Source organism: uncultured Methylobacterium sp. (assembly GCF_964242245.1).
Lineage (GTDB): Bacteria > Pseudomonadota > Alphaproteobacteria > Rhizobiales > Beijerinckiaceae > Methylobacterium.
Genome location: NZ_CAXTBY010000007.1, coordinates 1 through 17,439, shown reverse-complemented (window position 1 = coordinate 17,439; position 17,439 = coordinate 1). Strand labels below are relative to the sequence as shown.

Genomic DNA, 17,439 nt, shown 5'->3' with positions numbered 1-17,439 from the left:
AGCGCCGTTCGCCGTCGAGCATGAATGCCCGGCTCGGCATGGCGAACGCCCTGGCGCCGCTGGTCTCGCGCATGACCACCGAGCAGGTGCGTCACGCCCTCGGGGATTCCCTCGGAAACCTCGGCCAACTCTGCCGGGACCTCTCCGACATCAAGAGCCGCTGCCCGGACCGCCTAAAGCGTATCGGCTTCGAGCGCCTGTTCTGGATGTGCGACTGCCTGTCGGTGAACCCGATCCAGGCGATGTCCGCCTCGACCGCCCTCAATCTAATGGCGGTGCACTGATGGCGACCGAAGGCTCACACCTCGACTTCGCCTTGGTGCGGATCTCCGACGAGGCCCTGACGGCGGTCCCCGGCGGGCACGAGATGACCGCGACGGCCTACGTCGCCCGCGTGGTCGGCGACCGCCTCCTGCATTTCGTGGCCGTGGCTTCCGAGACCGAGTTCTACGCCGGCTGGGAGGTCGAGGACTACCAGCGAGCCAACGCCCGCCTCCACCGCACCCTTCGCGACCGCCTGCGCGATCACCGCATCCAGGCCCAAAGGGAAGCCGACTGATGGCCCGCGAGCGAAACATCCTCGCCGCCATGATCGGCCTCGCCGCGGTCGCCGCCACGCTGTTCCCGGCTCGGGCCCGCGTCCGCCGGACGCTGTCTGACTGCGAGACCCAGGCCCTCGGCCAGGTCCGCGCGAAAGCGCTCGTCAGCCTCGAACGCCATTGGCCCGGGCTCGACCCCGAGGACGCCGCGCGGATCGCGATGGCCTACCCGGCCTGCTGGCACCAGTACCCGACGAGGATGCAATGACCGCCGCCGTCACGAACCTGGTCGCCGTGGTCCGGCACAAGCTCAGCCTCGTCCCGAACTGGCGCGCGGTCCTCCGCTACGGCTGGTCGATCCGGTACTCGGCCATCTCGCTGGTGCTCTGCGGTTTGGAAGTCGCATTCCCCTACCTTGACGGCGTGCTGCCCGTCGGTCGGGGAACCTTCGGTGCGCTCGCCGGCCTCACCACCGTCGCCTCCATGCTCGCCCGGGTCGTCGCCCAGAACGCAGTGTCCGGCGCGCCTGCCGCCACCGGGGGGGATGCCTGATGCTCGCCCGCCTGCTCCAAGCCCTGAGCGGTCCCGCCGCCGCGGCCATGATCGCGACGGCCCGCCCGACGGCGGCCGCCACGGCTCCAATCCGCCCCTCAATCGTCGCCGCCGCGCCGGCCGGACGCCGCAAGGTCTCGAAGCGCTTCATCGTCGGGTCCGCGGTCGCGACCTTGGGCATCGCGACCATCACCCAGTTCGAGGGCGTGCGGACCACGGCCTACCGGGACAGCGTCGGAATCCCTACGGTCTGCATCGGCGAGACCAAGGGCGTCCGCATGGGGCAGCGGTTCACCCTGGCCGAGTGCCAGGCCATGCTGGTCGAGCGCCTCGGCTCCGACTTCGCCCCGGCCATCGAGCGCTGCATCACCCGGCCGATGGGCGACGACTTCTACGTGGCGGCGTTGAGCCTCTCCTACAACATCGGCACAGGCGGCCTCTGCAAGAGCTCGGTCGTCCGCCACTACAATGCCGGCGACCGCCGCGCCGCCTGCAACGCCTTCCTCCTCTACGACAAGGGCGGGAAGCCGCTTCGCGTCCTCGCCGGGCTGGTCAAGCGCCGCCAGGCCGAGCGCGCCATGTGCCTGAAGGGGGTCTGAGCCATGTGCGCGCTCGCCCCCCTCGTCGTCGCCGCGGTCCTGTCGGGCCCGATGTGCCCCCGCGCTGATCGGCCCGCGACGTCCCCGATTGCGGACGTCCTGGTGGCCCTGCGCGGTGACGCCCGGGTCGAGCTCGTCGCGACCGACCCCGCCTTCGAGGCGGCCATCCGTGCAATCCGCGCCCCGGCGCCCAAGGCCAAGCGGAGGGCGCGCCGGTGAACTTCATGACCGTCATCTCGCACGGCTGGACCGCATTCTCCTTCGTCGCCACCATCGTTGGCGCGGGCGCGGTGGGCCTGATCGTGCTCGGCCTCATCGCGGCCGCCTACCTGCCGTCATGGCTCCGCCACCTGATCGTCGGCTCCGGAATCGGCATCCTGCTCGGAGCGGTCCTGTTCCAGGCTGGCCAGGCCAAGGGCTCGCACGACGCCTTCGCCGTCGAGGCCGCCCGTACCCTGAAGGTCGAAAAGGACCGCGCCGAAGCCCTCGTGAGGGAGCAGCAGCGTCAAGCCGCCGCCTCGGCGAGGATCTCGGCTCAGGACAAGGCGCGGGCCGATGCGGCGGAGGCCGCCTCGAAGGCGTCCGCGTCCCGGCTCAGGGACCTGCAGCGCCACCTCGCCCGCACGCCCGACGGCACCTGCGTCAGCCCCGACGACGCCCGTCGCCTGAGGGCCCTGTGATGCGCGCCGCCCTCATCCCCGCCCTGGTCCTCGTCGGCGTCATGCTTGGGGGCTGCCCCGACCGGGCGGCCCTCGACATCGCCGTGCGTCCCACCCTGCCTCCCATCCCTGCGGACCTGGAGGGGTGCCTCCACCGCGAGTTCCCCGAGATCCCGGCGTCCGGCTTCGGCCGGCGCCAGGCCGTGCAGATCATCGCCGACGCCAAGCTGCTCGACCGCGCCAAGACGGCCTGCGGGGATCGGGCGCTCAACTGGATGAAGGACGTCTCGGCATCCTTCGGGAGACCGACACCATGAACCCCGCGACCCTCGGCTCCGGCGAGGTGCTGATCGCCCTCCTGGTCATCGCCATCCCCCTCATCGCCATCGGCACGCTGGTCTGGAAGCAGGCCGACCGCACCCGCGGCATGCAGGCTTCCATCGACTCCGCCGCGGAGAAGGCGACCGCCTCCGCCAAGGGCGTCGAGCGCATTGAGGCCAACGTGTCCGCGATGCGGGACGAGCTCCATCGCGACTACGTCCGTCAGGACAGCCTGCGCGAGACCGAGGCCCGCATCTCGAAGCGGATGGACGACGTCGAGCACACCGTTCGCAACACGGCCACGACCATCATCTCGGCCCTGTCCGGGACCGAGCCCCCGCCCCGTCGTCGGAGACCTGCCGCATGACCCGCGTCGCCGCCTGCCTCGCCCTCGGGTTGCTGGCGGCGACGCCGGCCGCCGCGGCCTGCCGAACGGTCCCCGAGGCAATCGCCGGCCTGCAGGCCGTGTACCCGTCCGGTGCCGTCGTCGCCGAGATCCCGGCGGTACTGGTCCCCACCGTCCTGGCATGGCTCGAATCCGAGGGTGCGCCCCACACCGCCGACCGGATCGTCCAGGTCGTCGGGAGCCGGGGGCTCGGCCTCATCCTCATCACGGGCGACCGGGCATGCGACGGCACCACCGCCGTCGAGCTCATCGGGTCCCGGGCGGTCGAGCTCGTCGCCCTGGTCCGCCGGTTCCAGGAGCTCAAGGGCATCGGCCGGGAGTACGCAGCGTGAGCATCGCCGACCAGACCGACCTCAAGGTCACCGCCGAGCTCCTGAAGGCCAACCTCATGCCGCCGGCGCCGTCCTACGACAAGGACGTCCTCAAGGCGGCAATCGAGCAGGTGACGGAGCGCCTCTACTTCGCCTGGCGGAGGCCCCGGTGAACGAGGGCGACTTCCGAGTCCCTCCGTCGCCCCGCACGGTCGCCGACCTCGTCGACGCCGGAGGGATGACGTTCGCCCGGGAGCGCTGGGGCTGGCTCGATGTCAGCACCCTGTCGAGCCTCGCCGTCGAGGGTCGCCGTGCAGCCGGGCGAGCCCGGATGGTGGGCGACCTCCACGCCCTGCAGACGACCGGGCACGTGTTCCTCAACCCCGCATGGGATGGGGCCGAGGTCCACAGCCCCTACCTGCCGACACCCCTCGCCGCGGCCGCCCTCGGGCTGAGCCCCCGCACCGTCACGATGGGAACCGCATGATGCCCGGTCCGTCCAAGATCACCACCGAGCAGGCCGTCTCCGCCTACCTCGCCAGCGGGGGGTTCGGGGGTGCCGCGAAGGTGCTGAAGGTCGCCCCAAACGCGGTCCGGAAGCACGTCCTCAAGGCCGTGAAACCCGGTCAGGTAATCGGTAGCGAGGGCGGCTTAGCTTCCGTTCGGGCATGGGCGGCCGAGCGCGGCCTGCTCGGGTTCGACCCCGTGCTGCCGGGGTTCAAGGTCAACCGGACCTCGGCCCGCTACGACAAGGCCGGCCGGCTCGCGGGCCAGACGGTGGTCCAGACCCGGTCCCACGGCGACCACTTCCAGGTACCCGAGGGGCAGGTCGTGAAGGGGGTCTCGGCCTTCGTCGACGCCCATGGCCGCGAGATCGCCAAGTGGGTCAAGACCAAGACCGCCGACGTCGACCCGGTCGCGTTCGCCGCTTCCCTGCGCGAGGCCATGCTGGACGTCCGGGGCGCCGCGGTGCTGGCGAGTCCCCCGACGTCCCAGGACGAGGACCTGCTGACCGTCTACGTCATCTCGGACCTGCACCTCGGCATGATGGCGCACGCCCCGGAGTGCGGCGAGGACTACGACCTGAAGATCGCCGCAGACATGATCCGCCGCGAGGTGGGACGCCTGCTCACGATGGGCCCGCCGTCGAAGCATGCGGTGCTGCTGTTCCTCGGCGACTACTTCCACATGAACGACCAGAAGAATGCCACGCCCCGGAGCGGCCACACGCTCGACGTCGATGGCCGCTGGCGCAAGGTCTACGGCGTCGGCGCCCGAGTCGCGGTGGAGCTCTCCCGGGCCGTCGCCGAGCGCCACCAGGAGGTTGAGGTCGCCTTCCTCCCCGGCAACCACGATGAGGACGCGGCGCTCACCCTGGCGGTCGCCCTGGAGCTCTACTTCGAGGACCACGACCGCATCACGGTCGCCGCCGGGTCGGGCATCCACTGGTTCCGGCGGTTCGGGCGCTGCCTGCTCGGCGCCACCCACGGCCACACCATGAAGCCCGACCGGATGGCGATGATGCTCGCCACCGACCGCCCGCGCGACTGGGGCGAGACCGACCACCGGCACTTCTTCTTCGGCCACATCCACCATGAGACGGCCAAGGAGGTCGGCCCCGTCCGGGTCGAGAGCTTCACGTCCCCGGCGGCCAAGGACGCCTACGCGGCGGCCGGCGGGTACCGCTCGAATCGCTCGGTCAACGCCGTGACCTTCCATGCCGACGACGGCGAGGTCTGCCGCCACCGCGTCAACATCAGGGGGACCCTGCAATGACCATCACAGTCGGCCTGTGGGCCTTTCCCCTCGCCATGACCATGGCGATGATTGCCTGGGCCATCCTCATGCCCCTGCCGAGCTCTGGCGGCTCGTTCGACATTGGCGGCCTGCTTTCGGCGATCTTCCGGGCCTTCGTGGTCGTCGTCGGCACGCTGCTGGCCTGGCTCGTCTGGGCGCTCCTGCGATGAGCCAGTCCCGCCGCATGAGCCTGGCTGAGACCCTGGCGAACACCGGCTCGGGCATGGTCGTCTCGTGGGTGATCGGCCTCGTCGTCTACCCGCTGTTCGGGTTCGCCGTTCACGCCGGGCAGGCCCTCGCCCTCACCGCCATCTTCACCGTCGTCAGCGTGGCCCGGGGATACGCCTGGCGCCGGTTCTTCGTTCGCATCCGGAGGTCCTGAGCATGGCCGAGAACCCCAAGACCGGCATGGGCCGGCTGAAGCCCGAGCCGCACCTAGTGTCGCCGGTGGCGCTGCTATGGATCAACGCCGCCCTGGAGAACGGGGCGATCAAGTACGGGCCCTACAACTGGCGCGACGCCGCCATCCCGGTGAACACATACGTCAGCGCCATGAAGCGGCACCTCGACGAGTTCGCCACCGGTGTTGATCGCGCCAGCGACAGCCAGGTCCCGCACCTCGCCCACGTCGCCGCTGGGTGCATCATCCTCCTCGACGCATTCCATGCCGGCACCGTCATCGACGACCGCTACGCCATCGAGGGGTTCGAGGACGTCATGCTGCAGGTCCAGGCTCTCAAGGCCCAATGGGTGGCGGACGCCGAGGCGCGGAAGGCCGCTTAAACCCCCAACACCGGATGCTTCATCACCAACAGTTTCACCCCATCCGTGTTGGTGAAATCGGGCGGATGAATGCTCGCCGCAGGGGGAATGCCCCCACGGGCCCATGTCGAGGGCCGCTGAAACCGAGGCGGACGGCCCCGGTCTGTGGATTTCACCAACACTCTTGCCCGAGCGGCCCTTATGGAACCCGGGCGACCGCTGCTGAAAATAAATCGGGCGGGACGTCTCGCGGTCGTTGACTCTTACCAGGTGCGCACGCCGTAGCATTTCGTCGTGCTGCGAGAGCACGTCGTCATGCCGTGGCGGCACGCGCGATCCCTCCCATGCGCACAGCCCGAGCCCGATGGCGGCGATGGCCATGGCGACCGCGCATTCCCTATCCATCGCCCGAGCTCCCAATCCCCAGCGAGGATCGCCGGTTTAATCGCCGGACGATAGTGCGCCACGGCCGCTCGGGCATCCCGGCGCCGGGACGACGGCGATCAGCAGGGCGAGCGTCAGAGCGAGGCGTGGCATGACCCGTCCTCCAGGAAGAACACGGCGGCCGCCGCGGTGACGACTTCGCCGGTGTCCCGTCGGCGGAACCCGGGCTCGGTCGGGCGGTACCCGATGCGCACGACGTCGGGAGGCATCGCGAGGTCCGCAAGCGTACCCAGGACCCAGGCGTGGACGTCGCGGTCCCCTGTCCGGAGCACGCGCTGCCGCGCGCTCTCGCCGACGTGCAGGACGCATTCGGCGAGGACCATAGAAGGCCGCCGGTCGACGACGATTCCGGCCTGCCGGACGCTCCAAATGTGGCGCGTCCGGTTGTAGTATGCCTGCACCTCAGCGCCGAGACAGGCTGGCATCGTGGCACTCCGGTAAGGGGCGATACGGCGTCGAGAGGGCCGCGCCGAGAAGGGCGGCCGCCTCGCGCATCAGGCCGTCATCCGTCGCGGAGCCGGCCTGGACCGCCTCGCACATGCGCTGAAGCTCAAGGCTGGCAGCGGAGAGCATCAGGAGGCTGGCCCGCCGCTCCTGCGAGGCCGTCTTGAGGCATTCCTTGACACGGTCCAGGCCGGGGGTTGGCGTCGTCATGGCGCTCTCCCTAATGACGCTGCGCAAGGGCTTCGCGCCCGGCTAGGACCGCCTCGACGAGCCGACGTACGCCGCGCACGGAACCGCCGCGGTAATGCGCCAGCACCAACGCGGCCTCGTCCGGCGAAAGGTCTGGACACCAGACCTCGTCTTGGCCCCGCTCAGCCCGGAGCTCGCCCATGATGCCCTTGAGGAGGACCGGCAGGTGCTCGCGCCCAGGCGGAGGGACCACGTAAACCCTGAAGCGGTCGACCAGCGCCGGATGGCTCCTGCGCAGCCCCTCGATGCTGTTCGCCGTCGCGAGCCACGAGATGCCGCTCAAGTCGACTTGGCACTCAAGGTAGGGATCAAAAATCCGCGCCGGGTCAGATAGGAAAGGTAAAATTCCATCGGCGAGAGACCCATTGTTCGTCCCCGTTCCGGCCTTGTCGATTTCGTCAAGCACCATCACAGCACAGGCTGCCGAAACCCGCTTCAGTAGTTGAAGGGGGATTGACGCGCGGCCAGTAGACCACTGGCGACTTGTGCCAATTAGGGACGAGTCCGAAACGCCCGAGCAGCCATAGACCTGGAAGGCCAGGCCGAGCACCTCGGCGAGCCGCCGGGCCAGCCGGGTCTTGCCGGCCCCGGGTGCCCCCACGAGCAGGACCGGACGAAGCCATACGTGCGAACGCCCGGCGAGGTCGTGCAGGATCGCGTCGACTACGCCCTCCGCGTAGGGGAACTCGCCGACGAGGATCTCGCGCGCCTCAACCAGGTCGGGCACCAAGACGAGCGGCCAGCGGCGCGCCGCGAAGGGTCCCCACTCGCCCCTGGCATGCATTGACGTGGAGGCGCCCGGCTTGCCCTTTCCGTCCTCGGCCGAGCCGGGCAGGTGTTGCACCGAGGCGAGCACGAGGAGGCTCGGTCCGTCGTCGATGCGGGCCACCTCGGCCTTCTCGGCCGCCGCCTTCGCCATCGCCTCGGTCGCCCACGTCGGGGGCCGCTGTGGCGTCGCCATGTCCAGGAGCGTGTCCCCGGCCTGCAGCACGGTCGCAAGCCAACCGCGGTTACGGCGGCCGCGGTCCCACGGGCCGACGACCTGGAGCCCAATCGCTGCGGTGAGGTAACGGTGGCTGTCGACCCCTTGCCCTTGCAGCAGGTCGCGGACGCGCTGCGCGACGTATTCCTGGCCCTGCCTAACTCCCGCCTCAGCGAGGCATAGGGCGACCACCCCGGCGAGGGATCGAACGTTCTGCAGGGCCGCGAGCTGATCGTCGAAGCCCTCGATATCGAACGCGGTCAGGCGTTCGAGCTCCGCCTCGCGCCGCACGAGCTCGTCAAGGAGCGCGGCGGCCTGGATGCGCGCGATTGCCTCCGCCTGCCGGCGGTCGCGCTGGGACGCCCCCTGCGACCGGACGGACAGGTCCCAGGCCGAGCGCCACAGAAGCGCAAGGGCCAGGTCACCGTGAAAGTGGGTCACCCGGTGCCGGGATGGGCGCTTCGGACACGCCTGCAGCAACGCCCGGGCGAGCGGGGCGAGGAAGCTGTCGGATGTGATGGGGGCGGGTAGCGTGCCTACTAGAAACGCGTCAAGCGTCCACGCGGCAGCCTCCCGGAGGGAAGCATCGTTGGTCATTTCGGGTAATCCTTGGCACCGCGCACCGGATCAGAAATCCGACACAGAAGCCCAAGCTCTACCCCACCATCTCTGAAGGAATCGTTACTCAGACCTCGGCAGCAGCTTCATCGTGCGCGCCCGCTCCACGAGGGCCAACGCATCCTCCAACCCCTGGCGGGCGAGCGTCCCGAGCTCGGCGCGCCTCGTGGCCGCTGGGGCGTCCCTGGCCTCTGCATCGAGTAGCTCGGCGGCGGCCATCAGTAGGTAGCCGAGGGCTCTCGGGGTCGGGTGCCCGGCGGCGTAGCCCAATACGTGAAGGGCCCAGTCCGGCAGGCCATTCCGGGCCACGCGGTCTGCGACGACGGACCGTCGATTGAGGCCGAGAACGCGGGCGAGAGGGGCAAGGTAGTCACTTCCGAACAGTGCGCTGCCGGCGACCTCGACCGCCTCGGCCAGGGCGTCGCCGATATCCTCCGGCAGGAAAGAACGCCCACCGGCGTGGAGACCGCGACCGACGGCGATGAGGATATCGCCGTCGACCGTGCCGACGGCATTCGGGACGTCTGGGACGGGATGGAGAGCGACACGCATGTCCCCGGGATAGCAGGCCGGTGAGAAGGCCGGGAGCCCTCGTCGCCAGTTCACGGACTGGAAACCCTGGCGCGATGAGGCCGCGCGGGATTCCGGCGGTCGTAACCCGTTGCCCCGAGGATGCCCGGCAACAGGAGAGAGCCCATGCCGACCATTCGCCGCCCGTCATGGCGCCCCCGCACGATCCACGGATACAAAGTCGAGGCAAGGATGACGACGTCCAACCTCGAACTCGAATGCGACCCGCAATGGCAGCGGGCCGACTGGACCGACCAGGCGCGGGCCCTGCTCATTCAGCGCCCGATGACCGCCTGGTTCGTTCGCCTCCCCAAGCGTGACACGCATTTCGCCACGCTGATCGAGTTCAGTGGAATGCGCTCGCCGGCAAACCGGCCCTGGCATGACGCCACGTACGATGGGGCTTTCCCAATAACCACCTGGGATAACCCCATGATGTCGAACCACTGGGACTATCACTACTCAATCGTGAACGGACATATCGCGGGATACCTCAATGGCAACCCGAAGTACCTTTGGGGGGACGTTGCGGAATACTTGAAAGTCACCCTAATCGCAGATGAGGACAAGGATGCACTGCGCGCGATGGGCGGTCTCTAATGTTAACGCGGTCTCTCAAATGTCGTGGAATTGGCCGGAAAACAAACTCATAAACGAGTTGAGGCCCAGGGTCTGGCTGGGTGGCGGCGACTCTGATTCACGCCGACAATCAGGACATTAGGACAACCTAACCGCCAAGTCGGGTAACTCGTTTATGAGTTGGTCCCGAGGATGTCTTCGCCCCGACCGTTAACCCCTCCCTTCCGCCTTCGCGCGCTACCGCTCCGTCGCATGCGCGTCGCAGATCGCGCGGCTCCGGTGCGTGCCCCGATTGGCAGGGGGTGAGGCGGCGTCCAGGCTGTTGGTAACGCTCTTCCCACTCTCCGCTGGCGCCTCGGCTTACGTTAATACATGATGGACGGAGCACGCCGCCAAGCGAGGATCTACGAAGTTGCAGATAAAATCGAAACGCACGTGAGAGCGGGCGCCGGCGACAGGTAGGTCGCCAGCCAGATGGATCGATGCAACTTCACGTAGGCCGCTATCGCGATGAACGTAAACCTCAAGCTCGACCAGTTGCACCCCCGTCCCGGAACGGCCGATGGGGCGACGATCCGTTCCCGTCGCGGGAAGGCGACGCCGCTCGAACCGGTGTGCGAACCGGCGTTCGTGAAGACCCTCTTCGGCGATGCCCGCGCCGTGCCTCTCAAGGCCGGGAACGCCGACCTCGTCGTGACCTCGCCACCCTATTGGCTGAAGCGGGACTACGGGGTGACGGGGCAGATCGGTCAGGAACCGACGGCCGACCTGTTCGTCGCCTCGCTCCTCGAATGCATGGAGGACTGGAAGCGGGTCATTCCGGAATGGGGTTCGGTCTTCATCAACCTGGGGGACACCTACCACCGGAACTCGCTCGCCGGCACCCCGGCCAGGCTTGAGGTCGCGGCCGAGGACGCGGGCTGGAAGCTCCGGAACCGCATCATCTGGGTGAAGGAAGGCGGGATGCCCGATCCCGCGAAGGATCGGCTTAAGAGCCGCCACGAGTTCATCTTCCACTTCGTCCGCAACAAGAATTACTACTACGACCAGTTCGGCTACGCTGAGAAGTACGGCAACGGAACGGGACCGACCGACGTCTGGACCATCGGGTTGCGGCGGGACACCAGCGCCCACCTGGCCCCATACCCTGTCGAACTGGTCGACCGCATCCTCACCCTGGCCTGCCCGGAGCAGGTCTGCACGTGCTGTGGCAAGCCGAGGCGGCGGGTCGTGGAACGCACCGCGATGCTGGATACCGCTCGGCCGCAGGCTCGCCGGGCCATGGAGTTGGCGGCCGAGAAGGGCCTGACGGACGCGCACATCGCGGCCATCCAGGCGACGGGCATCTCGGACGCGGGCAAGGCAATGAAGACGCAGACAGGCACCGGGAGGAACTCGGCCGCCGTGCAGCGTCTGGCGGCCGAGGCCAAGGCCGCCCTAGGCGGCTACTTCCGGGAGTTCACATTCGCGAAGCGCGTCACGGCCGGTTGGACGGACTGCGGCTGCGAAGGTCCGTACCGTCCAGGCATCGTCCTGGACCCGTTCTCGGGAACCGGCTCAACATTGCGCGCAGCCGCTTCCGCTGGTCGGAGTGCGTACGGTATAGATCTGGCGAATCCCCCCGAGCCGAAGAGGGCAACGTCAGGTGGCAGCAGGTCCAGGGTCGGGTGAGACCTACGCATTCACCAAGGACGCCGTCCTCCGGGCCATCGCCAACCTGTCGGCTCACCCGATCCATGAGCACTTCGCTGGGTACCTTGCGATCCTGCGGGCCCTGAGAGCCAATGGCGGCCACCCCGCCAGGGCGGCGGACATCAACGAGTTCCACGACCGCTATCTCAGGGCCGAAGGTCACCCGGATACGGCACCATATGTGCGGCCCTTCAAGTCCCGGGGGAAGGGCCTCGAACCCTTCAATGCCAACGTCGCCGGCTCCTATGCCCCGAGCTCGCTGCGCTCGAAAGGGAAGCTCATCGACGTCATCCGGGTCGATGGAACGCATCGCAGCGCGACCTACGACCTGCTCGATGACCACGCGGGGGCCGCCCTCGACCGCCTCCTGAAGAACAACAAGGTCCCCGTGGTCTCGCTCACCGCCTTCCTCTACCGGGACTACGGTTTCCGCTTGGAGGCGCGTGATATCCAGCGAACCGTCGCGCTGTTCCGTGACGAGTTCGGCCTACGTCCCGATACGTCGTCGGAGGCGGCGACCTTCGACCTGCTCTTTGCGGACGATAGCCTCAACTATCAGGACGGCGACCTCGAAGCCGTGCAGGCGGTGGCGTAGCATGGACGGTGTCACCGAGAATCGCGTTCGCGCGCTTACGAAGCAGGACCTCGGGCTGCCGGGGGACGACGCCCCGCCCGCACCCGAGGTGGTCGCGCTCCATCCCGAACTGGAGGGTGACGCCATCCTTGCGCAGATCCGGATGGCCCTCGACCTTGGGTTTGCCGGCGTGATCCTGTCGGGTCCCCCTGGGACCGGGAAGAGCTGGTACGCGAGCCGGGTGGCCGAGGTCCTCACGGGCGATCCGACCACGGTCTGGACGGTGCAGTTCCACACGTCCTACCAGTACGAGGACTTCATGGAGGGTTTCGTCCCGCGCGAGAGCGGCGGCTTCACCCTCCAGTCGAAGACCTTCCCGCTGATCTGCGAGGCGGCTCGCGAGCGTCCGGACCTGCTGCATGTCCTCGTCATCGATGAGATCAGCCGCTGCGACGTTGCCCGGGTCTTCGGGGAGGCCCTCACCTACCTGGAGACCGACAAGCGCGGGCGGGATTTCCTCCTCGCGTCAGGGAACGAGATGAACGTCCCGCGGAACTTGGCGATCCTCGCCACCATGAACCCCTGGGACAAGGGGGTGGATGAGCTCGACGTGGCCCTCGAACGGCGGTTCGCCCAACTAGACCTGCTGCCGAGCGTGGCCGCCTTGCGCACCATCCTGGCTCAACGGGGGACGGCTCCGGACCTCATCGACCGCATGGCCGTGTTCTTCGAGGGCGTGCAGACCGTCGAGAACGAGCTCTGCCATCTTGGACACGCCTATCTCCTCACGTGTGATACGCCGGACCGCGCCCGCCAGACCTGGGCGCTTCGACTGCGGCCCTTCTTCCAGAAGGCGTGCCGTCTCCACCCGCAGGTCATGGCCGACATCGAGGCCCGCTGGCAGCACGCGATGGAGGGTCCAGCGCCCGCCGGCGGGGAGGCGTAGCCCGCCGTGGATGCTATCGAGGCGCTTGGTACCGTCCTCGTCGCCCGTGGGCTCGCAGGCCCCCCTCAGGCCGCCCGGACGGTCATCACCGCGGTCGAGCACGAGACCAAGCTCCTGCCGGCCGACATCATCGGTCCGGGCGGCCGGCCTGACATCTACAGGGACGTGCTGAAGCGCTTCGACCTGCGCTTCAAGGACGGCGTTCCCGCGGTGCAGTGCGGGCGCTGGGTTGGTTTCATCCCGTTGAACGCGCGCTACGCGTTGGAGGTCGGGACGCGGGTCCCGGTCGCCAATCTCGAACGGCTCATCGGGCTGACGGACTACGCACCGGAAACGCTGGCCTACCTGCGCCACTTCTCCCGGACGGCCGAGCGACCCTCGGCGCTGTTCGACGTCCTGGCGAATCGACTGCTCGACGCCTTCGACCAGGTCTGGGAGCACGGCCTGATAAAGGACTACGCTCGTCGCGAGCGCGTGGGATCCTCGCCGGTCGGGAAGATCGATCCGTTCAAGAGTGCCTGGCGAACGGCCAAGGCGGGCCGCCCCGTGGCATCATCGAGCGCCTTCGAACGAACGCCCGATAACGGTGCGAACCGCCTTTTGCGGCAGGCCTTCGAACGGCTGCTGGGACACTACAGCGGCCTTGCGACGGGGTCCGCGATCCAACGTGACCGGCTCACCCGCATCCGACGGGGCCTTGAGCGGCTCAAAGGGGTCGGGAGACCAACGGCTGCGGAGGTCACTGCGTCGGCTGTCACGGGCTACGTGAGGCGCCTGCCGGCCTATCACGAAGGATACCCGGACGCTCTCGTGATCGCACAGATCGTCGTCGCCGACATGGGACCTGCGATACGCGGCGCCGGCGGCCTTGCGTCCCTGCCGAGCATCCTGGTCAACATGGAGGAGATCTACGAGCGGTACGCCCGCCGCCTCCTCGCCGAGTGGCTCTCCCGGGATGGCGCCACACGCGTCCTGAACGGGAACGTGGACGGCGCGGGGGGCGCCAAGGCTCCGCTCTTCACGGACCTGCGGGCGGGACTGAAGAACCCGCCGGCGACGCCCGACATCGTCATCGCGGACGCCGCCGGGACGCGCCTGATCATCGACGTGAAGTACCGGCCGTCGCAGGACGTGCCGGACCCGTCGGAGAGGAACCAGGTGATAGGCTACGGCGCGAGGTTCGGGTGCGACAGGATCATGATCCTCTATGCCGGCCGGAAGCCGGCCCAGGGGCATGTCGCCTTCGTGGGTAGGATCGGCGCCTTCTCCCTCTTCACCGGCCACATCGACCTCGGTGCGGAAAGCATCATGGATGAGGAAAGGGCCTTCGTGGAGGCGGTGGCCGCCCTCGTTGCAGCTTGACAGGAATAGGACGTTCCGATGCTGTCCGCGCCGAGAGTAAGGCTTGGGGCGTATGACGGACAACACGGATTGGCTCATCGTCGAGAGCCCGGGGAACTGGAAGATCGATGCCCAGAACGGGTTCACCTTCTTCGGCGTGACTAGTCGTTTCGAATACCTGAAAGACCGCGTGAAGGAGGGTGACCGCCTCTTCGCCTACGTGTCTGGGAAGAGCTCTTTTGCCGACGTCCGCCTGGTGACGAAATCCGGCCTCAGGACGCTTCGGGGCGGCGGCGACTATGACATCGCCCTGCCGTTCTGCGTCGATACGAAACCCTCTCTCACGCTCCCTCAGGACCGATGGCTCCCGATGTCGGACGTCAGGGAACGGCTCAAGCTGACCGCCGGGAAGACGCACTGGACACACGTCCTCCGGACCGCCTTCAAGAAGCTGGAGCCCGAGGACGGCGTGCTGCTGTCCACGGAGATGGCGGCCCGGCTTGCCCCGTTTGAGGGATAAGCCGCGAGGGCATAGGCCTCACGCGATGGAGCTCCGCACTGGTGCGAATCGACGCCTTCCATAGAATCGCAGGGAGTGCCTCTGGATAGGCGCGGCTGCCGGTGACCCCGAGGTCATGCCGGGTCCTCGGCCAAAGGCGTACCGCCATTCCTCGCATCGCGAGGATGACGCATGTCCGACCGGACGCCCGCCACCGACAAGGGCACCGCAGACCGCATCGAGGCCGACGACGGCGGGTATTGGGTTCGCCTCGTCACGAAGCAGGCCCTGCGCCGCGAGGGCGTCTGCATGGGCAACTGTCTCGACAGCCGGGGCTACGGCCAGGGCCTCACCGGCGACGAGAGGATGGTGTCCGATGGCTTCTGGTCCCTTCGGAAGGCTGACGGGCTCAGCTACCTCCTGATCGAGATCGACACCCACAGCGCAGGAACGCAGGCCGAGGTCGAGAACGCCGCGGGCCCGCAGAACAGCCAGCCCTCCGCTTGGTCGATCCGCCAGCTACGCCAACTCGTCGTTGCCTTCCGCGATGCCGGGGCGACCCTGAGCATCCCGGAGAAGATCGCCTTGACCGGCGCGGACGGGCGGACCTGGCGGCCGGACAAGGCGCCCCAGGACCTGCAGGACGCCGTCGAGCCGCGCCGGAAGGCCGAGACGGCGAGGCGAGCGAACCCGTACGCCGGCATCGTCTACGGACGGATCATGGTTCGCCCGGCCGGCTCCGATGCGCCTTTCACAGAGGTCGAGCTCGTCGGGGGCGGGTCGTCCGGATTCCTGACGCCCGGCCCGGCCAGCGACGTCCGCGATGAGGCGCCCGCGGGCCCGGATGGGGCGGTGCTCTACAGGACGGGGCCGAATGAACCTTTCCGGATCCTGAGGGGCCGTGAACGCCACGAGGCGATCAGCGCCGCCATGAGGCAAGGCATCATCACCGGTTACGAGGCCTCCATGGACTTCCGCGGCCGTGACGAGCCTGCCGTCGAAACGATCACGGTCCGCCTCGGGGGGGACCCGGCCCGGCACACGACCCAGAACGAGGACGGCACCTACAAGCTCAACCTGGGTGACCTCGTGTTCCCGAAGGTCATGCCGTCCGGTGAGATCGGGTTCGGGACTGGGGACGTCGACACCGTGACGTTCCGGATCGCCCCGGCAGCAACGCGCGCGGTTCGCCGCGCTCGCTTCGTCTCAGGCCGGGATGCCGCCTACCGGCCGGGACCGATCATCACGGACCTGTCGGCGGAGATCCGGATGACGCCCATCAGCTACCGTGCGCTGGTCGACGGGATGGCGCTTCTCGGCGGGGACGGTCCGTGCCCGGACGGCGGCGGAGGACCTCAACCCGAGGCCTGATTCGTCCCGCGGCTGGTATCAGGCTGGTATCAAGGGGGTCACGGCGATACCAGCCGGGCCTTGCCGTCGAAGGCTAAGGCACTCATCTGACTGCGGTTTCGACTGTGAAGGGAGTGGAGCGGGTACCGGGAATCGAACCCGGGTATTCAGCTTGGAAGGCTGCTGCTCTACCATTGAGCTACACCCGCGCGCTTGGCCGGATAGCACGGCACCGTCCGCTTGAGAAGACGGATCGGAGGGCCGGCCCGCGAGATCCGGATCGCACCGCCGGGGGGAAGGAAGGCTTGGTGGGGGAAGTAGGACTCGAACCTACGAAGCTTACGCAGCGGATTTACAGTCCGCCCCCTTTGCCACTCGGGACATTCCCCCCAAAGGACGACCCTTCGGGCCGCGCGGGGCCCTTATGGTGAGGGGGTGGGCAGGTGTCAACCGACCGCGCGACCCCAGCACGGCGCCGTGGTCAGGTTAACGCGGTTTGTTGGGGGGATGGCCATCTTGGGATACGCGTGATTCAGGAGCGTCTGGATTTTTGGAGCTGGACGCGCTGGATCTGGCCCCCCCCTCTCACGCAGAGCAGCCTTCGCCTGCTTTTGGACCGTTTGGGTCAGTTCGAGGACCCGCGTGAACCGGCCAAGGTCAAGTATCCGCTGCGCGAGGTGCTGTTCCTCGTGACCTGCGCGACCATCGCGGGCTGCGACGATTGTGACGAGATCGCCCTGTGGGGCGAGCGTCACCGGTCGTTCCTGCGGAGCTATGCAGAGTACTTCTTTGGAACGCCCAAGGAGGACTGGCTGCGGGTGGTCCTCAACCGGATCGACCCGGCCCTGTTCGAAGCCTGTTTCCGAGGCTGGGCCTTGTCACTGCGCCCGGACGCGGCCGACCTGATCGCAATGGACGGCAAGAGCCTGCGGCGCTCGGGCGACGCGTCCGCGGGGCTCAAGCCGCTCCACCTCGTCTCGGCCTGGGCCTCGACCCAACGCCTCGTGCTGGCGCAGGAGGCCGTGGAGACCAAGGCGAACGCGTGCGCGGCCATGCACGCCATCCTGGAGCGCCTCGACATCGCCGGCGCCCTCGTCACCATCAACGCCATCGCCACCAACCCGGCCATGGCCGAAGCGATCACGCGCAGGGGCGGCGACTATCTGCTGGCGCTCAAGCGCAACCAGCCGACCCTGCACGACGAG

Annotated in this window: 27 protein-coding genes and 2 tRNA genes; 23 read left to right on the top strand and 6 right to left on the bottom strand. The window is 68.2% G+C overall.

Annotation, left to right across the window (positions count from 1 at the left end; translation table 11 throughout):
• Positions 1-38 precede the first annotated feature (38 nt).
• The 15 genes from ACFE8Y_RS03390 (at position 39) to ACFE8Y_RS03320 (ending at position 5,967) form a co-directional block, all read left to right on the top strand.
• Positions 39-284, top strand: a complete 246-nt coding sequence (locus tag ACFE8Y_RS03390; protein ID WP_375462978.1) for a hypothetical protein — start codon at positions 39-41, stop codon at positions 282-284.
• Positions 284-559: a hypothetical protein gene (locus ACFE8Y_RS03385; RefSeq protein ID WP_375462977.1), complete on the top strand. Its 276-nt coding sequence runs from the start codon at positions 284-286 to the stop codon at positions 557-559. Before ACFE8Y_RS03390 ends, ACFE8Y_RS03385 begins: the two co-directional genes overlap by 1 nt.
• Complete coding sequence (locus ACFE8Y_RS03380; protein ID WP_375462976.1) at positions 559-807, top strand: hypothetical protein; 249 nt, start codon at positions 559-561, stop codon at positions 805-807. Before ACFE8Y_RS03385 ends, ACFE8Y_RS03380 begins: the two co-directional genes overlap by 1 nt.
• The gene (locus ACFE8Y_RS03375) at positions 804-1,091 is read left to right on the top strand and encodes a hypothetical protein (protein WP_375462975.1); all 288 of its coding nucleotides are present in this window, start codon (positions 804-806) and stop codon (positions 1,089-1,091) included. Before ACFE8Y_RS03380 ends, ACFE8Y_RS03375 begins: the two co-directional genes overlap by 4 nt.
• Complete coding sequence (locus ACFE8Y_RS03370) at positions 1,091-1,690, top strand: lysozyme (RefSeq protein ID WP_375462974.1); 600 nt, start codon at positions 1,091-1,093, stop codon at positions 1,688-1,690. The genes ACFE8Y_RS03375 and ACFE8Y_RS03370 overlap by 1 nt, the downstream gene beginning before the upstream one ends.
• Before the next feature lie 215 nt (positions 1,691-1,905).
• Positions 1,906-2,370: a hypothetical protein gene (locus tag ACFE8Y_RS03365; RefSeq protein WP_375462973.1), complete on the top strand. Its 465-nt coding sequence runs from the start codon at positions 1,906-1,908 to the stop codon at positions 2,368-2,370.
• On the top strand, positions 2,370-2,666 hold the full coding sequence (locus ACFE8Y_RS03360; protein ID WP_375462972.1) for a hypothetical protein: 297 nt from the start codon (positions 2,370-2,372) through the stop codon (positions 2,664-2,666). Before ACFE8Y_RS03365 ends, ACFE8Y_RS03360 begins: the two co-directional genes overlap by 1 nt.
• The gene (locus ACFE8Y_RS03355) at positions 2,663-3,037 is read left to right on the top strand and encodes a hypothetical protein (RefSeq protein ID WP_375462971.1); all 375 of its coding nucleotides are present in this window, start codon (positions 2,663-2,665) and stop codon (positions 3,035-3,037) included. Before ACFE8Y_RS03360 ends, ACFE8Y_RS03355 begins: the two co-directional genes overlap by 4 nt.
• Complete coding sequence (locus tag ACFE8Y_RS03350) at positions 3,034-3,408, top strand: hypothetical protein (RefSeq protein ID WP_375462970.1); 375 nt, start codon at positions 3,034-3,036, stop codon at positions 3,406-3,408. Before ACFE8Y_RS03355 ends, ACFE8Y_RS03350 begins: the two co-directional genes overlap by 4 nt.
• Positions 3,405-3,560, top strand: coding sequence for a hypothetical protein (locus ACFE8Y_RS03345; protein WP_375462969.1), 156 nt, complete (start codon positions 3,405-3,407; stop codon positions 3,558-3,560). The genes ACFE8Y_RS03350 and ACFE8Y_RS03345 overlap by 4 nt, the downstream gene beginning before the upstream one ends.
• Positions 3,557-3,874 (top strand): hypothetical protein, encoded by a 318-nt coding sequence (locus tag ACFE8Y_RS03340; protein WP_375462968.1) that lies wholly within the window; start codon positions 3,557-3,559, stop codon positions 3,872-3,874. Before ACFE8Y_RS03345 ends, ACFE8Y_RS03340 begins: the two co-directional genes overlap by 4 nt.
• A complete protein-coding gene (locus ACFE8Y_RS03335) occupies positions 3,871-5,163 on the top strand; it encodes a metallophosphoesterase (protein WP_375462967.1) in 1,293 nt (430 codons plus the stop codon). Before ACFE8Y_RS03340 ends, ACFE8Y_RS03335 begins: the two co-directional genes overlap by 4 nt.
• Positions 5,160-5,354 (top strand): hypothetical protein, encoded by a 195-nt coding sequence (locus ACFE8Y_RS03330; RefSeq protein WP_375462966.1) that lies wholly within the window; start codon positions 5,160-5,162, stop codon positions 5,352-5,354. The genes ACFE8Y_RS03335 and ACFE8Y_RS03330 overlap by 4 nt, the downstream gene beginning before the upstream one ends.
• Before the next feature lie 14 nt (positions 5,355-5,368).
• Positions 5,369-5,566, top strand: coding sequence for a hypothetical protein (locus ACFE8Y_RS03325; RefSeq protein WP_375462965.1), 198 nt, complete (start codon positions 5,369-5,371; stop codon positions 5,564-5,566).
• A gap of 2 nt (positions 5,567-5,568) precedes the next feature.
• Positions 5,569-5,967, top strand: coding sequence for a dATP/dGTP diphosphohydrolase domain-containing protein (locus ACFE8Y_RS03320; RefSeq protein ID WP_375462964.1), 399 nt, complete (start codon positions 5,569-5,571; stop codon positions 5,965-5,967).
• Positions 5,968-6,464: 497 nt separating this feature from the next.
• Here ACFE8Y_RS03320 and ACFE8Y_RS03315 read toward each other — a convergent pair whose 3' ends face one another.
• The 4 genes from ACFE8Y_RS03315 to ACFE8Y_RS03300 form a co-directional block, all read right to left on the bottom strand.
• Entirely contained in the window at positions 6,465-6,815 is a 351-nt protein-coding gene (locus ACFE8Y_RS03315) for a hypothetical protein (protein ID WP_375462963.1), read from the bottom strand.
• The gene (locus ACFE8Y_RS03310; RefSeq protein WP_375462962.1) at positions 6,793-7,044 is read right to left on the bottom strand and encodes a hypothetical protein; all 252 of its coding nucleotides are present in this window, start codon (positions 7,042-7,044) and stop codon (positions 6,793-6,795) included. The genes ACFE8Y_RS03315 and ACFE8Y_RS03310 overlap by 23 nt, the downstream gene beginning before the upstream one ends.
• A gap of 10 nt (positions 7,045-7,054) precedes the next feature.
• Positions 7,055-8,662 carry an AAA family ATPase gene (locus tag ACFE8Y_RS03305; RefSeq protein WP_375462961.1) on the bottom strand — a complete coding sequence of 536 codons (1,608 nt, stop codon included), beginning with the start codon at positions 8,660-8,662 and terminating at the stop codon, positions 7,055-7,057.
• 84 nt (positions 8,663-8,746) lie between these two features.
• On the bottom strand, positions 8,747-9,235 hold the full coding sequence (locus ACFE8Y_RS03300) for a hypothetical protein (RefSeq protein ID WP_375462960.1): 489 nt from the start codon (positions 9,233-9,235) through the stop codon (positions 8,747-8,749).
• 144 nt (positions 9,236-9,379) lie between these two features.
• On the opposite strand from ACFE8Y_RS03300, the gene ACFE8Y_RS03295 reads away from it, so the two are divergent.
• The 7 genes from ACFE8Y_RS03295 to ACFE8Y_RS03265 all read left to right on the top strand — a co-directional run bounded on the left by ACFE8Y_RS03295 (position 9,380) and on the right by ACFE8Y_RS03265 (position 16,255).
• A complete protein-coding gene (locus ACFE8Y_RS03295) occupies positions 9,380-9,853 on the top strand; it encodes a hypothetical protein (RefSeq protein ID WP_375462959.1) in 474 nt (157 codons plus the stop codon).
• A gap of 489 nt (positions 9,854-10,342) precedes the next feature.
• The gene (locus tag ACFE8Y_RS03290) at positions 10,343-11,503 is read left to right on the top strand and encodes a DNA-methyltransferase (protein ID WP_375462958.1); all 1,161 of its coding nucleotides are present in this window, start codon (positions 10,343-10,345) and stop codon (positions 11,501-11,503) included.
• On the top strand, positions 11,478-12,119 hold the full coding sequence (locus ACFE8Y_RS03285) for a hypothetical protein (protein WP_375462957.1): 642 nt from the start codon (positions 11,478-11,480) through the stop codon (positions 12,117-12,119). Before ACFE8Y_RS03290 ends, ACFE8Y_RS03285 begins: the two co-directional genes overlap by 26 nt.
• Before the next feature lies 1 nt (position 12,120).
• Positions 12,121-13,044 carry an McrB family protein gene (locus ACFE8Y_RS03280; protein ID WP_375462956.1) on the top strand — a complete coding sequence of 308 codons (924 nt, stop codon included), beginning with the start codon at positions 12,121-12,123 and terminating at the stop codon, positions 13,042-13,044.
• A 165-nt stretch (positions 13,045-13,209) separates the two neighbouring features.
• Complete coding sequence (locus ACFE8Y_RS03275; protein ID WP_375462955.1) at positions 13,210-14,406, top strand: restriction endonuclease; 1,197 nt, start codon at positions 13,210-13,212, stop codon at positions 14,404-14,406.
• A gap of 52 nt (positions 14,407-14,458) precedes the next feature.
• Entirely contained in the window at positions 14,459-14,905 is a 447-nt protein-coding gene (locus tag ACFE8Y_RS03270) for a hypothetical protein (RefSeq protein WP_375462954.1), read from the top strand.
• 171 nt (positions 14,906-15,076) lie between these two features.
• Entirely contained in the window at positions 15,077-16,255 is a 1,179-nt protein-coding gene (locus ACFE8Y_RS03265; RefSeq protein ID WP_375462953.1) for a hypothetical protein, read from the top strand.
• A 114-nt stretch (positions 16,256-16,369) separates the two neighbouring features.
• Here ACFE8Y_RS03265 and ACFE8Y_RS03260 read toward each other — a convergent pair.
• Together ACFE8Y_RS03260 and ACFE8Y_RS03255 are read right to left on the bottom strand one after the other, a co-directional pair.
• Positions 16,370-16,443: transfer RNA gene (locus ACFE8Y_RS03260), tRNA-Gly, on the bottom strand.
• A gap of 97 nt (positions 16,444-16,540) precedes the next feature.
• Positions 16,541-16,624: transfer RNA gene (locus ACFE8Y_RS03255), tRNA-Tyr, on the bottom strand.
• 179 nt (positions 16,625-16,803) lie between these two features.
• Between ACFE8Y_RS03255 and ACFE8Y_RS03250 the strand changes: the two genes are divergently transcribed.
• The coding region (locus ACFE8Y_RS03250; RefSeq protein WP_375463030.1) for an ISAs1 family transposase at positions 16,804-17,439 on the top strand (636 nt) is incomplete at its 3' end.

Coding starts and splice junctions, on each gene's coding strand:
- ACFE8Y_RS03355 (WP_375462971.1), top strand. CDS start 2,663: ATGAACCCCGCGACCCTCGGCTCCGGCGAGGTGCTGATCGCCCTCCTG.
- ACFE8Y_RS03370 (WP_375462974.1), top strand. CDS start 1,091: ATGCTCGCCCGCCTGCTCCAAGCCCTGAGCGGTCCCGCCGCCGCGGCC.
- ACFE8Y_RS03310 (WP_375462962.1), bottom strand. CDS start 7,044: ATGACGACGCCAACCCCCGGCCTGGACCGTGTCAAGGAATGCCTCAAG.
- ACFE8Y_RS03380 (WP_375462976.1), top strand. CDS start 559: ATGGCCCGCGAGCGAAACATCCTCGCCGCCATGATCGGCCTCGCCGCG.
- ACFE8Y_RS03265 (WP_375462953.1), top strand. CDS start 15,077: ATGTCCGACCGGACGCCCGCCACCGACAAGGGCACCGCAGACCGCATC.
- ACFE8Y_RS03385 (WP_375462977.1), top strand. CDS start 284: ATGGCGACCGAAGGCTCACACCTCGACTTCGCCTTGGTGCGGATCTCC.
- ACFE8Y_RS03280 (WP_375462956.1), top strand. CDS start 12,121: ATGGACGGTGTCACCGAGAATCGCGTTCGCGCGCTTACGAAGCAGGAC.
- ACFE8Y_RS03320 (WP_375462964.1), top strand. CDS start 5,569: ATGGCCGAGAACCCCAAGACCGGCATGGGCCGGCTGAAGCCCGAGCCG.
- ACFE8Y_RS03360 (WP_375462972.1), top strand. CDS start 2,370: ATGCGCGCCGCCCTCATCCCCGCCCTGGTCCTCGTCGGCGTCATGCTT.
- ACFE8Y_RS03315 (WP_375462963.1), bottom strand. CDS start 6,815: ATGCCAGCCTGTCTCGGCGCTGAGGTGCAGGCATACTACAACCGGACG.
- ACFE8Y_RS03290 (WP_375462958.1), top strand. CDS start 10,343: ATGAACGTAAACCTCAAGCTCGACCAGTTGCACCCCCGTCCCGGAACG.
- ACFE8Y_RS03325 (WP_375462965.1), top strand. CDS start 5,369: ATGAGCCTGGCTGAGACCCTGGCGAACACCGGCTCGGGCATGGTCGTC.
- ACFE8Y_RS03390 (WP_375462978.1), top strand. CDS start 39: ATGGCGAACGCCCTGGCGCCGCTGGTCTCGCGCATGACCACCGAGCAG.
- ACFE8Y_RS03330 (WP_375462966.1), top strand. CDS start 5,160: ATGACCATCACAGTCGGCCTGTGGGCCTTTCCCCTCGCCATGACCATG.
- ACFE8Y_RS03300 (WP_375462960.1), bottom strand. CDS start 9,235: ATGCGTGTCGCTCTCCATCCCGTCCCAGACGTCCCGAATGCCGTCGGC.
- ACFE8Y_RS03305 (WP_375462961.1), bottom strand. CDS start 8,662: ATGACCAACGATGCTTCCCTCCGGGAGGCTGCCGCGTGGACGCTTGAC.
- ACFE8Y_RS03295 (WP_375462959.1), top strand. CDS start 9,380: ATGCCGACCATTCGCCGCCCGTCATGGCGCCCCCGCACGATCCACGGA.
- ACFE8Y_RS03350 (WP_375462970.1), top strand. CDS start 3,034: ATGACCCGCGTCGCCGCCTGCCTCGCCCTCGGGTTGCTGGCGGCGACG.
- ACFE8Y_RS03335 (WP_375462967.1), top strand. CDS start 3,871: ATGATGCCCGGTCCGTCCAAGATCACCACCGAGCAGGCCGTCTCCGCC.
- ACFE8Y_RS03375 (WP_375462975.1), top strand. CDS start 804: ATGACCGCCGCCGTCACGAACCTGGTCGCCGTGGTCCGGCACAAGCTC.
- ACFE8Y_RS03270 (WP_375462954.1), top strand. CDS start 14,459: ATGACGGACAACACGGATTGGCTCATCGTCGAGAGCCCGGGGAACTGG.